General features: G+C 60.6%; 14 protein-coding genes. 9 read left to right on the top strand and 5 right to left on the bottom strand.

The window, feature by feature from the left end:
* The first annotated feature begins 209 nt into the window (after positions 1-209).
* The 3 genes from ileS to ACR0CG_RS11165 all read left to right on the top strand — a co-directional run bounded on the left by ileS (position 210) and on the right by ACR0CG_RS11165 (position 4,259).
* On the top strand, positions 210-3,122 hold the full coding sequence (gene ileS, locus ACR0CG_RS11175) for an isoleucine--tRNA ligase (RefSeq protein ID WP_480524846.1): 2,913 nt from the start codon (positions 210-212) through the stop codon (positions 3,120-3,122).
* A gap of 134 nt (positions 3,123-3,256) precedes the next feature.
* Positions 3,257-3,715: a methylated-DNA--[protein]-cysteine S-methyltransferase gene (locus tag ACR0CG_RS11170; RefSeq protein WP_480524844.1), complete on the top strand. Its 459-nt coding sequence runs from the start codon at positions 3,257-3,259 to the stop codon at positions 3,713-3,715.
* Positions 3,716-3,791: 76 nt separating this feature from the next.
* A complete protein-coding gene (locus tag ACR0CG_RS11165) occupies positions 3,792-4,259 on the top strand; it encodes a hypothetical protein (protein WP_170613349.1) in 468 nt (155 codons plus the stop codon).
* 2 nt (positions 4,260-4,261) lie between these two features.
* Here the strand turns inward: ACR0CG_RS11165 and ACR0CG_RS11160 are convergent, their stop codons facing one another.
* From ACR0CG_RS11160 to fsa, 4 genes are all read right to left on the bottom strand, one after another.
* Entirely contained in the window at positions 4,262-4,957 is a 696-nt protein-coding gene (locus tag ACR0CG_RS11160; protein ID WP_480524842.1) for a CDP-alcohol phosphatidyltransferase family protein, read from the bottom strand.
* 87 nt (positions 4,958-5,044) lie between these two features.
* Positions 5,045-5,965: a tyrosine recombinase XerC gene (locus tag ACR0CG_RS11155; protein WP_480524840.1), complete on the bottom strand. Its 921-nt coding sequence runs from the start codon at positions 5,963-5,965 to the stop codon at positions 5,045-5,047.
* Positions 5,962-6,669, bottom strand: a complete 708-nt coding sequence (locus tag ACR0CG_RS11150) for a DUF484 family protein (RefSeq protein WP_480524838.1) — start codon at positions 6,667-6,669, stop codon at positions 5,962-5,964. The genes ACR0CG_RS11155 and ACR0CG_RS11150 overlap by 4 nt, the downstream gene beginning before the upstream one ends.
* 194 nt (positions 6,670-6,863) lie before the next feature.
* Positions 6,864-7,517 carry a fructose-6-phosphate aldolase gene (gene fsa / locus ACR0CG_RS11145; RefSeq protein WP_170613342.1) on the bottom strand — a complete coding sequence of 218 codons (654 nt, stop codon included), beginning with the start codon at positions 7,515-7,517 and terminating at the stop codon, positions 6,864-6,866.
* 88 nt (positions 7,518-7,605) lie between these two features.
* Between fsa and ACR0CG_RS11140 the strand changes: the two genes are divergently transcribed.
* From ACR0CG_RS11140 to ACR0CG_RS11125, 4 genes are all read left to right on the top strand, one after another.
* Positions 7,606-9,801, top strand: coding sequence for a primosomal protein N' (locus tag ACR0CG_RS11140; protein ID WP_480524836.1), 2,196 nt, complete (start codon positions 7,606-7,608; stop codon positions 9,799-9,801).
* A gap of 80 nt (positions 9,802-9,881) precedes the next feature.
* Positions 9,882-11,114 (top strand): MFS transporter, encoded by a 1,233-nt coding sequence (locus tag ACR0CG_RS11135; protein ID WP_480524834.1) that lies wholly within the window; start codon positions 9,882-9,884, stop codon positions 11,112-11,114.
* A gap of 66 nt (positions 11,115-11,180) precedes the next feature.
* Positions 11,181-12,053 (top strand): 50S ribosomal protein L11 methyltransferase, encoded by an 873-nt coding sequence (locus ACR0CG_RS11130; RefSeq protein ID WP_480524832.1) that lies wholly within the window; start codon positions 11,181-11,183, stop codon positions 12,051-12,053.
* A gap of 103 nt (positions 12,054-12,156) precedes the next feature.
* Positions 12,157-12,501, top strand: coding sequence for a hypothetical protein (locus ACR0CG_RS11125; protein WP_170678184.1), 345 nt, complete (start codon positions 12,157-12,159; stop codon positions 12,499-12,501).
* Between the two features lie 89 nt (positions 12,502-12,590).
* Here the strand turns inward: ACR0CG_RS11125 and ACR0CG_RS11120 are convergent, their stop codons facing one another.
* Positions 12,591-12,803 carry a DUF1127 domain-containing protein gene (locus ACR0CG_RS11120; RefSeq protein WP_170613332.1) on the bottom strand — a complete coding sequence of 71 codons (213 nt, stop codon included), beginning with the start codon at positions 12,801-12,803 and terminating at the stop codon, positions 12,591-12,593.
* Positions 12,804-13,136: 333 nt separating this feature from the next.
* On the opposite strand from ACR0CG_RS11120, the gene ruvC reads away from it, so the two are divergent.
* Together ruvC and ruvA are read left to right on the top strand one after the other, a co-directional pair.
* Complete coding sequence (gene ruvC, locus ACR0CG_RS11115) at positions 13,137-13,634, top strand: crossover junction endodeoxyribonuclease RuvC (protein WP_170613330.1); 498 nt, start codon at positions 13,137-13,139, stop codon at positions 13,632-13,634.
* The gene (ruvA, locus tag ACR0CG_RS11110) at positions 13,631-14,308 is read left to right on the top strand and encodes a Holliday junction branch migration protein RuvA (protein WP_480524830.1); all 678 of its coding nucleotides are present in this window, start codon (positions 13,631-13,633) and stop codon (positions 14,306-14,308) included. Before ruvC ends, ruvA begins: the two co-directional genes overlap by 4 nt.
* The last annotated feature ends 4 nt before the right edge of the window (positions 14,309-14,312 follow it).

The raw sequence follows: 14,312 nt of genomic DNA, 5'->3' as shown, positions 1-14,312 counted from the left end.
CGCTCGCCGCTCTTCACCCCGGGCGGCAGAACCTCTGGACCATTGCGGGAAGGCGTCTTATAAGCCTGCCATGCATGACCGTCTGGCCATCATTATTCGAATTATATCCCCGGCGCTCTGACCCTCTGAGACGCCGGGCAAAGGTGTTTGAGACTTCGCACCGAACGCTTCGATCCTAGTAAGACCAGATCATCCAAGGGACGCCCCAAATGTGCGCCGATACGATCCAGACACCTGACTACAAAGACACGCTGAACCTGCCCAAAACCGAGTTCCCGATGCGCGCCGGCCTGCCCAAGCGCGAGCCTGCATGGCTGGAGCGGTGGGAAACCATCGGCGTCTATGACCGCTTGCGTGAAAAAGAGGGCCGCACGCCCTTTACGCTGCATGATGGCCCTCCTTACGCGAACGGTCACCTGCATATCGGTCACGCACTGAACAAAACCATCAAGGACATGATCGTGCGATCCCATCAGATGATGGGTTTCGACGCGCGTTACGTGCCCGGCTGGGACTGTCACGGCCTGCCCATCGAATGGAAGATCGAGGAACAGTACCGCAAGAAGGGCAAGAACAAGGACGAGGTGAACATCGTCGATTTCCGTCAGGAATGCCGCAAGTTCGCCGAAGGCTGGATCGACATCCAGCGCGAAGAGTTCAAGCGTCTGGGTATAACTGGCAACTGGCCCGATCCCTATATCACTATGGACTATCATGCCGAGGCCGTGATCGCCGACGAGTTCATGAAGTTCCTGATGAACGGCACGCTCTATCAGGGCTCCAAACCCGTGATGTGGTCGCCCATCGAGAAAACTGCGCTGGCCGAGGCTGAGGTCGAATATCACGACAAGGAAAGCTTCACCATCTGGGTGAAGTTTAAGGTCGTGAATGCGGGCGATCTGGATGACGCCTTTGTGGTGATCTGGACCACGACGCCTTGGACCATGCCGTCGAACAAAGCGGTCGTGTACGGCAAGGACATCTCTTATGGCCTTTATGAAGTCACCGGAGCGCCGGAGGAATGCTGGGCCAATGTGGGCGACAAATTCCTGCTGGCCGACAATCTGGCCGCCGATGTGCTTGGCCGCGCCCGCCTGAATGACGACCAATGGACCCGCGTCCGCGATGTGACTGCCGATGAATTGGAAGGTGTCCGGCTGACCCACCCGCTGGCCGGGGCCGAAGGTAGCAATGGCGAATGGGACGACATCCGCGACTTCCGCGCCGCTGAGTTCGTAACCGACACCGAAGGCACAGGTTTCGTTCACTGTGCACCGTCCCACGGGATGGAAGAATTCGAGCTGTACCGCGATCTGGGGATGCTGGAACAGGTCATCACCTACAACGTGATGGACGATGGCTCATTCCGCGCTGATCTGCCGTTCTTTGGAGGCAAATTCATCCTGTCCCGCAAGGGCGGTGAGGGTGATGCGAACAAAGCCGTGATCGACAAGCTGGTCGAGGTCGGCGGGTTGCTGGCGCGTGGCAAGATCAAGCACAGCTACCCGCATTCGTGGCGCTCAAAAGCTCCGATCATCTACCGTAACACGCCGCAGTGGTTCGCCTCGGTCGACCGCAAGCTGGATGATGGCATGGGCGAGATGGGAGACACCATCCGCGAGCGTGCCCTGCGGTCCATCGACGAACTGGTGAAGTGGACGCCGCAAACGGGCCGCAATCGCTTGTATTCCATGATAGAGGCGCGCCCGGACTGGGTTCTGTCCCGCCAGCGCGCCTGGGGCGTGCCGCTGACCTGCTTCACCAAAAAGGGTGCTCTGCCGACCGACGCAGATTATCTGCTGCGCAACGCAGACCTGAACGCGCGTATCAAAGCGGCGTTCGAGGCAGATGGCGCGGACGTCTGGTACACCGAGGGCTTCAAAGAGAAGATCCTGGACGGCATCGCCAGCCCCGATGATTACGATCAGGTGTTCGACGTGCTGGACGTGTGGTTCGACTCGGGCTCGACCCACGCTTTTGTTCTGCGCGACCGCGAGGACGGCACCGAAGACGGCATCGCCGATGTCTACATGGAAGGGACCGACCAGCATCGTGGCTGGTTCCATTCGTCCATGCTGCAGGCCTGCGGCACCAAGGGCCGTGCGCCTTATCGCAACGTTGTGACCCACGGCTTCACGCTGGATGCCAAGGGCAACAAGATGTCCAAATCGCTGGGCAACACCATCGTGCCGGAAGAGGTCATTAAGCAATATGGTGCCGATATCCTGCGCCTTTGGGTGGCTCAGACCGACTATACCGCCGACCAGCGGATCGGGCCGGAAATCCTCAAAGGCACCGCCGACAGCTATCGCCGCCTGCGCAACACCATGCGGTTCATGCTGGGTTCGCTGGCTGACTTTTCCGAGGCGGATCGCGTCGCGCCCGAGGATATGCCGCGACTGGAGCGTTGGGTTCTCAGCCGTCTGGCCGATCTGGATGAGCAGGTCCGCAAGGGCTACGCCGCGTTCGACTTCCAGGGCGTGTTCAGTGCCGTATTCACCTTTGCGACCGTCGATCTGTCATCGTTCTATTTCGATATTCGCAAGGATGCGCTGTATTGCGATGGCGACACGCTGCGCCGCCGGTCCGCGCGCACCGTGCTGGATACCCTGTTCCACCGCCTGACCACCTGGCTGGCGCCGGTCCTGGTCTTCACCATGGAGGAAGTCTGGCTGGAACGGTTCCCGGGCGACGACAGTTCAGTCCATCTGGTGGACTTCCCCGAGACGCCTGCCGACTGGCGCAACGCCGAGCTTGAGACAGCCATGGCCAAGATCCGCCGGGTGCGCCGTGCTGTGACCGCTGCGCTGGAAGTGCAGCGCCAGGACAAGGTCATCGGCTCCAGCCTGGAGGCGGCGCCGATCGTATATATCGAAGACTCCGAAACCCGCGATCTGCTGGCAACGTTTGATGTGGATGACATGTGCATCACCTCTGGCCTGTCGGTGACCGGCGATCCGGCCCCGGCCGAGGCGTTCCGCGTGCCTGAGATTGAAGGCGTCGGTGTGGTGTTCGAAAAAGCCGAAGGCGCGAAATGTCAGCGCTGCTGGAAAATCCTGCCGGATGTCGGCCGCCACGCGCATGACGACGTTTGCGGGCGCTGCGACGAAGCGCTGGGCTGATCCGTTACCGGCGGATATGGGGCAGGGCCTTTAGTGAGGCTCTGCCTTTCTCCGAAAGGTATATTGAACAAAAGACGGGCGAATTGTCCGGAATCGGGTTGCGGTGGCTGTGACCTGTCTGTCAGCATGACCGCATGGGAACGATTGCGGTAGACACACGGTTCGGGCGCCTCGGCATCGTCGAGGAAGACGAGGCAATCACGGGGCTGATTTGGGATGGGTCCGACGATGCCCCTGATACGCCGTTGCTCCGCGAGGCGGCGGCGCAGATGCGGGCCTACGACCAGAAGCGCCTGCAAAGGTTCGATCTGCCCTATCGTATAAAGGGATCAGAGTTTCAGCGTCGGGTCTGCGACGCAATGTTCGCGATCCCGCTGGGTGAGACCCGGACTTATGGCGAGTTGGCGGCGGAGCTGGGCTATTCGGCGCAGGCGGTGGGGCGCGGCTGTGGCGGCAATCCGATCCCGGTGATCATCCCATGCCACCGCGTTTTGGGGGCAAATGGAAGGATGGTCGGGTTTTCCGGGTGCGGGGGTGTCGAGACCAAGGTTGCCCTGTTGCGCCACGAAGGAGCTGCCAGCCTGCTTATCTGAACCGTGGAAACCTGTTGCAATCGCCCGGATTGCGGCCCAACTTATATTCGATACTGAATTTGAAGGACCGCATTGAATGACCACTGAAGCAGACCTTGCAGCCCGCAAGAAGGCAATTATCGACCGGTTGATGTCGCTTGAAGCGCAGGAGCTTGCCACGGCGCAGGCGCATTATGATGCGTTTCTGAAAGATTCGCAGCTGGATGACCGTGAAGGACATGACAAGGACGACATCGCTGCCTCGCGCGAGAATGCAGATCTGGCGGCAGCTTTCGACGCGCCGGTCCATGCCCATCATGCCAAGATCGACGTGATCGAAAACACTGATTTCAGCCTGACCGACACGGTGCAGCCCGGCGCGGTGATCAAATTCAACAACCGGCGGTTTGTTGTGTGTGTTTCAACGACGCGGTTTGACGTCGACGGCAACACCTATATGGGCATTTCCATGCAAAGCCCGATCTATCTGGCCATGGCCGGCCTGCAGGAGGGTGATGTGTTCACCCATAATGGGACGGAATTCGAAGTGCAGGAGGTCCTGTAAGTTCAGCTGTCGCGCGCGGGCACGATCTGCTGAGCGATGCCCGCGAAGGTCAGGTACAGGCTGGTGACGACCAGCCCCCAGTGGGCCCAGCTTTCGGGATGGAAATCGACCCAGGCCGCCCATCCTGCAAAGAACGTCCAGGCCAGGGCCATTGGCAAAGTCAGATTGCGCCAGCGTTCGGTCCGGACCGGGTGAACGAATTTTAGCGGCAGGAACATTGCCAATGATAGCAGCGTGACCAGCAGCAGGATCACCCAGAAATTCGGCTCGAGCGCGAAGATCACGATGACGAACATGTTCCAGCAACCGGGGAAACCCGAAAACGAGTTGTCCTTGGTCTTCATTCGCGTATCCGCGAAATACATGGCACTGGCAAAAGTGATAACGATGATGGCGAACCAACCGGTCCAGCCGTCCATCAGACCCGATTTGAACAGTGCAAAGGCGGGGATGAACACATAAGTCAGGTAGTCGATGATCAGGTCCAGCAGGACGCCATCGAACTCGGGCGCGTTTTTCTTGACATGGTAGTGGCGGGCCAGCGGGCCGTCGATACCGTCCACGATGAACGAGACCACAAGCCAGAGATACATCAGGCTCCATTTTTCTTCGACGGCGGCCAGCATGGCCAGCATTGCGAAAACGGCACCGGTGGCGGTGAACAGATGAACGCTAAGGGCTTTGAATCTCAATGTCATGGGGGTGTCATGGACGATGCGGCGACGAGATGCAAAGCAAAAAGTCTCCAATGACCAAACGCCGGCGAGCGGCTGTGGTGATCCTGTTCAGGCCTTGGGATGAGCCCGGTTGTAGACTTCCATCAGGCGCGCGCTGTCGACCGCCGTGTAGGTCTGCGTGGTCGAAAGCGACGCATGCCCCAGCAATTCCTGAATTGCGCGCAGATCACCACCCGCCGACAGAAGATGTGTAGCAAAGCTGTGCCTGAGCGCATGTGGGGTGGCTGTGGCAGGCAGGCCCAGCTGCATCCGTGCCTTCGCCATGACGCCCTGTATTGCACGGGGGTTCAGCGGCCCGCCCCGCACACCGCGAAACAACGCTTCCGAGGGCAACAAGGAATGAGGACAAAGCGACGTGTACCGTTCCACGGTCTGCCGGGCGACTGGCAGAACCGGCACGATCCTCTCCTTCCCGCCCTTGCCCAGAATCCGCAGTGTTGCTGGCAGCGGCACATCCCTACCCGTCAGGGACAGGGCTTCGGATATCCGCAATCCGCACCCGTAGAGCAGTGTCACCACCGCCATGTCCCGGGCCGCGACCCAATCCGAGCTGGATTGCAGTTCGACCGTATCAATCATCGCGCGCGCCGCATCTTCGGCAAGCGGGCGGGGCAGTTTTTGGGTGTATTTGGGCGCGCGCGTCGACAGAACGGCGGTGGGTTCGAAACCTTCGCGCTCGGCCAGCCAGCGATAAAAGCTTTTGACGGCCGACAATTTGCGTGCCAGCGACCGCGCCCCCACGCCGCTACCGCGCTGATCCGCCATCCAGGCCCGCATGTCCGAAACCGTGATCCGTTCAAGCGCGGCCAGCCCCTGCTGCCCGTTATGGTGCAGGGTCATGAAGGACAAAAAGTCGGTGACATCGCCGCGATAGGCGGATTGCGTGTTCTCCGATCGTCCGGCCAGCGCAGCAAGCCCGTCAAGCCATTGCTGCAGCGCATCGCGGCAGGCCGGAGAAATCAGGCTCACGACAGCCAGTGGCGCATGGAGCGTTCAAATACGCCTGCGAAAAAGGTCAGAAGGTCGGTGCCCAGTTGTGGAGTGAAATGTCGTGGATCCCGGGCGCCCATAACGATCATGCCCGGCAGGCGACCCGTGCCCAGGTTCAGCCGCAGGCAGGCTTCGGACCGCAAATGCCCCGCCTGCGCACCATAGATCCTGGGGCTGTGTTGCCGGGTTTCGCGCAAAATGACATCCCGCGTGGATCTGCTGCGATCACTGTTGAGGTACGCGTCGACAAAGCCAGGCTCCACCACAGCCAGAACGCCCCCCAGCTTTTCGATGGCGGGATCGTTTTGTTCGATTGTGGTTTCCAGAACCAGAGTGATCTGGTCCACGCGCAAAATATCGGCCACGTCACTGCCCAGGGCGCGCAGGAATTCTTCGAACTCGACGGGCTCCAGCAGGCGCAGAATGGCGCGGTGTACTTGATTTGTGCCCGCAAGGTTCTCGTAAGCCGCCGCGATGACCGAGCGGTGGGTGTCTTCCAGTCGGTCCAGCCGCGCTTCAAGCCGCTGCATGGCGATGCCGCGCAGGTCGATGACATTTTCGCCACGCGCCTGTTCGTTCGCGGCCACCAGGGCCTGCATCAGGTCCTTGTCATCCAGCACAGCGTCTGGTTCAGCCAGAATCGCGGCGCGAAGGCTATCCTCGAGTTTGGGGTTGCTGCTCATATCCCGTCCGGTCTTTTTTTGTTGTGCCGGACTATAACATGGCTTGCCGCGATTGCCTTGGAAAAAATGCAGCTTTGACGGGTTTTCTCAGGTCTGATGCGGCGGCTCCCGCCTGCCTGCGCCTGATCGGGGATCAGGCCTCGGCCGTTGGGCCGGGCGCGGCGCCAGACGGCGCCGCGCTGTTGTGCAATGGATCAGAGGATTTTCTGGCCGGTCTTGGCCCAGTCGGCCAGGAAGGTCTCGAGACCCTTGTCGGTCAGCGGGTGATCGGCCAGTTTCTTGATGACGGCGGGCGGTGCTGTGATCACGTCGGCACCGATGCGCGCGCTGTCGGTCACATGGTTCACGGTGCGGATCGAGGCGGCCAGAATTTCAGTTTCGAACCCGTAATTGTCATAAACCTGACGGATGTCGGCGATCAGATCCATGCCATCAAGGTTGATGTCGTCCAGACGTCCGATGAAGGGCGAGATGAAGGTCGCACCAGCTTTGGCTGCCAGAATGGCCTGGTTGGTGGAGAAGCAGAGAGTCACGTTGACCATCTGCCCTTCGTCGGTCAGCGTTTTGCATGTTTTCAGACCGGCCCATGTCAGCGGCACTTTGACGGCGATGTTGGGGGCGATCTTGGCCAGCTTGCGGCCTTCGGCGATCATGTCGTCGGCTTCGGTTGCGACCACTTCGGCAGACACAGGCCCGTCGACCAGATCGCAGATTTCCTTGGTCACTTCTAGAATGTCGCGGCCCGACTTTAGGATCAGCGACGGGTTGGTGGTTACGCCGTCCACCATGCCCAGATCGTTCAGTTCGGCGATGGCATCGATCTCGGCGGTGTCTACAAAGAATTTCATGAGGGCAGTCCTTTGATGGGTTGGCCTTGGTTGCGGATGGCTTTACCTCAAAGAGACCCATGCTGGAACCCCCTGCGAAGGATATGCCGTGAGCGCTAACAGACTTTTCGACGAGGGAGACCTGGTTGCGGTGCTGACGACGCAGCCGCTGGACCGGACGTTGGACTATAAGGCGCCCGAGGGAGGGTGCTTTCTGGGGGCGTTTGTCGAAGTACCATTGGGGCCGCGCAAAGTTCTTGGCGTGGTCTGGGGGCCGGGGCAGGGGGGCTTTGACCTTGCCAAGGCGCGGTCGGTCATACGTGTGCTCGAGGTTGCGCCGATGCGCGAGGAGATGCGCGTGTTTCTGGGGCGGGTGGCCGATTACACGCTGACGCCGATGCCCGCGATGCTGCGTCTGGCGACCCGCGCGCCGGGGCTGGGTGATCCGCCGTCTATGCGCAAGATTTATCGCCTTGGCGAAGGTCAACCTGACCGGATGACGGATGCACGCACCCGCGTGCTGGAAGTGTTGCGCGACTATGGCGGGCTGGCCTATACGCTGAAGGAACTGGCTGAACAGGCGGGGGTAACGTCCTCGGTCGTCAAGGGCTTGGTCAAGCAAGGCGCGGTTCGGGAAGAGGACAGCCCGCGAGATCTGCCCTATCCGCGTCTGGACCCGGATTTGCCCGGAAAGGAGCTGACAGAAGATCAGGCAGAGGCGGTCGCGCGGCTGCAAGCCGGGCAGCGGACGGGGAATTATGGCACGACGTTGCTGAAGGGCGTGACCGGGTCCGGCAAGACCGAAGTGTATCTGGAAGCGGTGGCCGAGACTTTGCGGCAAGGGCGGCAGGCGCTGGTCTTGCTGCCAGAGATTGCCCTGACCGCCGAGTTTCTGACCCGGGTCGAGGCAAGGTTCGGCGCGCGGCCGGCCGAATGGCACTCGGGTGCGACCATGACCGAACGCCGCCGGGTCTGGCGGATGGTCGGGCAGGGGGATGCGCAACTGGTGGTCGGCGCCCGGTCGGCGCTATTCCTGCCGTTCCGCAATCTGGGCCTGGTTGTTGTAGATGAGGAACATGATACCTCTTACAAGCAAGAGGACGGCGTGCACTACAGCGCCCGCGACATGGCGGTCCTGCGCGCGGCCATCTGTGGCGCGCGGGTGATTCTGGCCAGTGCCACGCCCTCATTGGAAAGCTGGGCCAACGCCGAGGCCGGGAAATACGAGCGTCTCGATCTGACGTCGCGGTTCGGGGCGGCGGTCCTGCCCGAGATGAAGCCCATCGACATGCGCGCCGAACAGATGCAGGCAGGGACGTGGATTTCCCCGTCCCTGCGGCAGGCCGTGCGGCAGCGGATCGAGAAGGGTGAACAATCGCTGCTGTTCATCAACCGCCGTGGCTACGCGCCGGTGACGCTCTGCCGCGCTTGCGGTGAACAGATTGCCTGTGATCACTGTGACGCGCGGATGGTCGAGCATCGCTTTTTGAAACGCCTGATGTGCCACCAATGCGGCGAAACCAAACCGATGCCCGAGACCTGTCCGTCCTGCAGGGTCGAAGGCAAGCTGGCCCCGGTCGGGCCGGGAATCGAGCGGCTGGCGGAAGAGGCCGAAGCGACCTTTCCCGAGGCGAAGATCGCGATGCTCAGTTCTGACCTGTTCGGCTCGGCGCGGGCGCTGAAGGCCAAGATTGAAGAGATTGCCGAAGGCGACGCGGATCTCATCATCGGGACACAGCTGGTGGCCAAAGGGCACAACTTTCCAAAGCTGACGCTGGTCGGAGTTATCGACGCGGATCTCAGCCTGCATGGCGCGGACCTGCGGGCTGCCGAGCGGACCTTCCAGTTGATGCGGCAGGTTGCGGGTCGAGCCGGTCGGGCCGACAAGCCCGGGCAGGCGCTGTTGCAGACCTTTCAACCGGAACATCCTGTCATCCGCGCCATTCTGTCCGGCGATGAAGAAGGTTTCTGGAAGGCCGAGGCCGCCGGGCGGCAGGCGGCAGGCGTGCCGCCTTATGGCCGCATGGCTGGAATTGTTCTGTCGGGCCCCGAGGTCGGCCCGGTTTTCGACATCGGCAATGCCATGGCCCGCAATGACGCGCCGCTGCGTGACGTGGGCGCGCAGGTGTTTGGTCCGGCCCCGGCGCCCATCGCCCGCATCCGAGGCCGCCACAGGGTGCGGCTGCTGGTCAAAGCGCCGAAGGGCGCGCCCATTCAGGACGCCATCGCGCGCTGGATCGAGCCTTTGCGCCTGAAAGGCGATATCCGACTTTCCGTGGATATCGACCCGCAAAGCTTCTACTGACGTCTGCATCTGCGCAGGCCTGCTGTGCGCATGCCGCTTCCCTCTCGCCAAACTGTTCAAATGGGCGTAGAGGGAGTCCCATGCTGAAACCCATGCCGCTTTCTGAGGCGCAGAGCCTTCCGTTCTGGCGCCGTCCGGTCACGCTCCTTTTCGTGATGGCATTGACCATGCCCATCGCGTTCAACGCGTGGAGCGCGCTGTTGAACAACTTTGTCATCGAGGTGGCGAATTTTGACGGTGCGGATATCGGTCTGCTGCATACGGTGCGGGAAATTCCGGGCTTTCTGGCCGTCGGCGTGATTGCCGTGATCCTGTTCATTCGCGAGCAGGTGCTGGCGATGATCTCGTTGATGCTGCTGGGTGTTGCAACGGCCGTCACCGCTTGGTTTCCCAGCCTTGGCGGGTTGCTGTTTGTGACGCTGTTCAGTTCGATCGGCTTTCATTACTACGAAACGGTAAACCAGTCGCTGCAACTGCAATGGTTGCCCAAAGACCGCGCGCCGCAGGTGCTGGGATGGCTGGTGGCGATGGGGTCTGCCTCGACTCTGGTGGTCTACGGCCTGATCGTCCTGACATGGGACCGGTTCGATCTGTCCTACAACACGGTATTCATGGCGGCCGGGGGGCTGACGGCGCTGCTCGGCTTGTTGTGCCTGATCGCGTACCCGCAATTCGATGCGCCGACGCCGCAGACAAAGAAGATCATACTCCGCCGCCGGTATTGGCTGTACTATGCGCTGCAATTCATGGCCGGGGCCCGGCGGCAGATTTTCATTGTTTTCGCCGGTTTCATGATGGTCGAGAAGTTCGGTTTTGACGTGCACGAACTGACAGGGCTGTATCTGATCAATCTGCTGATCAACATGACCGCTGCGCCCATGTTGGGCAAAGCGGTGGCGATGTTCGGCGAACGCCGCACGCTGATTTTTGAATATACCGGTCTGGCGATCGTGTTCGCGGCCTATGGCGGTATCTACTGGTTTAGCTGGGGCGTGCTGCTGGCCGCAATCCTATACGTGATCGACCACGTACTGTTCGCGCTGGCATTGGCGTTGAAGACCTATTTCCAGAAGATCGCCGACCCGGCGGATATTGCGCCCACGGCGGCGGTGGCTTTCACGATCAACCATATCGCGGCTGTGTTCCTGCCAGCATTGCTGGGGCTCCTGTGGGTTGTCTCGCCCGGCGCCGTTTTCGGGCTGGCTGCGGCCATGGCGCTGGTCTCGCTGGGTCTGTCCCTGCTGATCCCGCGTCACCCGGAACCGGGCAACGAAACCATCCTGTCGAAATACGCCCCCGCCCCCGCCGAATAGGCGCCAGCGCTTGACCTTGGCGGCCAGTGGCCCTAGGCGCAGTGCGAGATTGGACAGGAGGCCCCGATGCCCACATTCACTGCGCTCACGACACTGAACGGGAAGAAATCCGCCGAAAGCCTGGGCGAAGCGATGGAGCGTCTGGACCCGGAACCAACCGGTGTGGGCGTGTTCGAGGTCGAAGACGACTCGGGCCTGTGGGAGGTTGGCGGTTACTTCACCGAAGCCCCCGATGAAACCGCGCTGGCCGTTCTGGCCGCTGCGTTCGGGGCGAAGCCCTTTGTCGTTTCGGAACTGCCCGAAACCGACTGGGTCGCGCATGTCCGCCGGGAACTGGCACCGGTCGAGGCGGGGCGGTTCTTTGTCTATGGCAGCCATGATGCGGACAAGCTGCCCGAAGGCCGTATCCCTCTGCTGATCGAGGCCGCGATGGCGTTTGGCACGGGGCACCATGGCACGACCCTTGGATGCCTCAAGGCGTTGGATCGGTTGCTTGACGAAGGGTTCTCGGCGGCGAAAGTGGCAGATATCGGCTGTGGCACTGCTGTTCTGGCAATGGCCGCCGCGCGGGTCTGGGACGGGCAGTTTCTGGCCAGCGATATTGACCAGGTCGCGGTTGAGGTGGCCGAGGCCAACCTGAAGGCAAACGGGATGTCCGGTCAGGTGCTCTGTATTGAGGCGGCGGGCTTCGATCACCCCGATCTGCAATCGCATGCGCCCTATGACCTGATCTTTGCGAATATTCTGAAAGGTCCGCTGGTGGCTCTGGCACCGGAAATTTCAGCGAATCTACGCTCTGGAGGCTACGCGATTCTGTCAGGGATTCTGAACGAACAGGCCGATGACGTCGTTTCCGTTTATTTACAAAATGGGTTCAATACCCATCATCGCGGCCAGATTGGTGACTGGACGACGCTGATCTTAAGCAAACAGGGCTAATTCAGGGCCATTTGCAGGAGTTTTGTGGTTTTTTGCCTCTTTTTTGTCGCAATCTGTTTCTACCGTCATTCAAGTCAGCGGGGGGCGGTTTTAGGAGGCTGCCATGACGGTAAAACAACTGGAGTTCGATCAGCGCGTCAATCGCCTGAACAAGAAGCACAGCAAGATGAGCCACGGCTATCGTGCGACGATGCGCAAGGATGGTCTGGTGGTGATGAAACCACAACGCGTCAGATCGGCGATCCCTGCAAAGGTTCTGCTGTTCTGTATCTGCGGGTTCTTTGCCTTCAAGGCGTTTCTGCTGTCCAGCCTTGGTCCGACCGGTTATGACCACCGCATTGACACACTAAGCCAGGGCACCTCGGTTGAGCAGGCAGGAGCCTGGATCATGCAGGTGGACCCGATGACAGAGTTTCTCTCGGTTCAGCTTAACAAAGTCCTCTACTGACTTGGCCTGAATCAAAAAACACCGCGCCGCTTCTGGCTGCGCGGTGTTTTTTTGCTCTGTAAAGGAGCTGTGAGTGGGCGTTTGCCGTCTTAGCGGCGGCCTTCCGCAACGACGTCGATGTCGCCACGGCACAGGCCGATATCTTCCAGTTCACGGTCGGTCAGACCGCTCAGCGCGTTGCGGGTAACGCGGGCGTCATTCCATTCGACAACGGCGTTGACGACCGCTGCGAAAGTTTCGCCGATACGGCCAACGAGGCCGAACGAGCCAGTGGCGGTGCGGGTTGTGTCCAGTGCAGCCATATCCTGTTTCCTTCTGGTTTGTGTTACTGTCTGATCTTGCGATCTGCCGGGCATCTAGTGATGTCATATCGCCGGCACAAGAGCGGAATTTGCATGTGTCCTATGCAATTTCTGCAGAGCTCGGATTTCATTAAAATCCCTTAAATCATTGATGAATTTCTCTTTCAGTAGGTGGCGGAAACAGGACATTCCGGGTCGCAAAAAGGGTCCATCTGTCGCCGTTGAGACAGGTCTGTCGTTTTTGGCCTTTGGGTCAATTCACTTGGAAAATGTTCTTGCTTCGTGCTAGTTGATAAAGAAATCACACGAACCCGAGCAGGCCAAAGGCACAACATGCGAATTCTAGGCATTGATCCGGGGCTGAGAACCCTGGGATGGGGCATCATCGAATCGCATGGCAGCCGTCTGAGCCATGTCGCCAACGGGTTGTGCAAGTCGGACGGGGACGATCTGGGTGAACGCCTTTTGTCCCTGCACAACCAGATCGTCGAGGTCATAGCCGAGTATCGACCGGATCAGGCCGCGATCGAGCAGACATTCGTCAACAAGGACGGGGCTGGAACGCTGAAACTGGGTCAGGCGCGCGGCGTGGCGTTGCTGACGCTGGCGAAGGCCGGTTTGACGGTCGGGGAATACGCGCCCAACCGGGTCAAGAAAACCGTGGTCGGTGTGGGTCACGCCGAAAAAGAGCAGGTGCTGCATATGGTCAAGCTGCAACTGCCGGGGTGTCAGCCCAAAGGGGCGGACGCGGCGGATGCGCTGGCGATTGCTATCTGTCATTCCTATTACGGCGCGGCGCCTCAGGCGCGCATGAAAGAGGTGCGGGCATGATCGGAAAATTGACCGGGCGGCTGGATTATCGCGCGGCAGACCACGTGCTGATTGATGTGCGCGGGGTCGGCTATATCGTCTACTGTTCGGACCGGACCATGGCGGCACTACCGGGTGTGGGTGAGGGCGTCTCGATCTACACCGACATGGTCGTGCGTGAGGACCTCATGCAGCTTTACGGGTTTCTGTCGCTGGTCGAGAAGGAATGGCATCGCCTGCTGTGTTCGGTGCAGGGCGTTGGGGCCAAGGTCTCGCTCGCCATCCTGTCCGCACTGGGACCGGACGGGGTCAGTCGCGCCATCGCGTTGGGTGACTGGGGTGCGGTCAAGGCGGCCAAGGGTGTCGGACCGAAGACGGCGCAGCGGATTGTGCTGGACCTCAAGGACAAGGCGCCAGGCGTGATGGCAATGGGCGGCACGGTGACAGAAGCGATGAGCGGTCCCGAACTGGAAGTGGTCGAATCGTCCGAACCTGCACCAGTCGCCAAACCGACGGTCAGGCCAGTCTCGGGTTCGGCGGCTGCTACTGCGGGGGCTTTGTCGGCCTTGTCCAATCTGGGGTATGGACCGTCCGAGGCAGCATCGGCCGTGGCCGAAGCCGCAGCCAACCTGCCCGACGCGGATGAGGCGGAACTGATCCGGGCCGCTTTGAAACTGCTTGCTCCGAAAGGGTGAATGA

Source organism: Ruegeria sp. AB8, from assembly GCF_056542605.1.
The sequence above is the reverse complement of the archived record's forward strand: the minus strand, read 5'-3'. Positions and strand labels throughout refer to the sequence as shown.

Excerpts from the sequence above, each read along its gene's own strand:
- ileS (WP_480524846.1), top strand. The coding sequence starts at position 210 with ATGTGCGCCGATACGATCCAGACACCTGACTACAAAGACACGCTGAAC.
- ACR0CG_RS11170 (WP_480524844.1), top strand. The coding sequence starts at position 3,257 with ATGGGAACGATTGCGGTAGACACACGGTTCGGGCGCCTCGGCATCGTC.
- ACR0CG_RS11165 (WP_170613349.1), top strand. The coding sequence starts at position 3,792 with ATGACCACTGAAGCAGACCTTGCAGCCCGCAAGAAGGCAATTATCGAC.
- ACR0CG_RS11160 (WP_480524842.1), bottom strand. The coding sequence starts at position 4,957 with ATGACATTGAGATTCAAAGCCCTTAGCGTTCATCTGTTCACCGCCACC.
- ACR0CG_RS11150 (WP_480524838.1), bottom strand. The coding sequence starts at position 6,669 with ATGAGCAGCAACCCCAAACTCGAGGATAGCCTTCGCGCCGCGATTCTG.
- fsa (WP_170613342.1), bottom strand. The coding sequence starts at position 7,517 with ATGAAATTCTTTGTAGACACCGCCGAGATCGATGCCATCGCCGAACTG.
- ACR0CG_RS11135 (WP_480524834.1), top strand. The coding sequence starts at position 9,882 with ATGCTGAAACCCATGCCGCTTTCTGAGGCGCAGAGCCTTCCGTTCTGG.
- ACR0CG_RS11130 (WP_480524832.1), top strand. The coding sequence starts at position 11,181 with ATGCCCACATTCACTGCGCTCACGACACTGAACGGGAAGAAATCCGCC.
- ACR0CG_RS11125 (WP_170678184.1), top strand. The coding sequence starts at position 12,157 with ATGACGGTAAAACAACTGGAGTTCGATCAGCGCGTCAATCGCCTGAAC.
- ACR0CG_RS11120 (WP_170613332.1), bottom strand. The coding sequence starts at position 12,803 with ATGGCTGCACTGGACACAACCCGCACCGCCACTGGCTCGTTCGGCCTC.
- ruvC (WP_170613330.1), top strand. The coding sequence starts at position 13,137 with ATGCGAATTCTAGGCATTGATCCGGGGCTGAGAACCCTGGGATGGGGC.
- ruvA (WP_480524830.1), top strand. The coding sequence starts at position 13,631 with ATGATCGGAAAATTGACCGGGCGGCTGGATTATCGCGCGGCAGACCAC.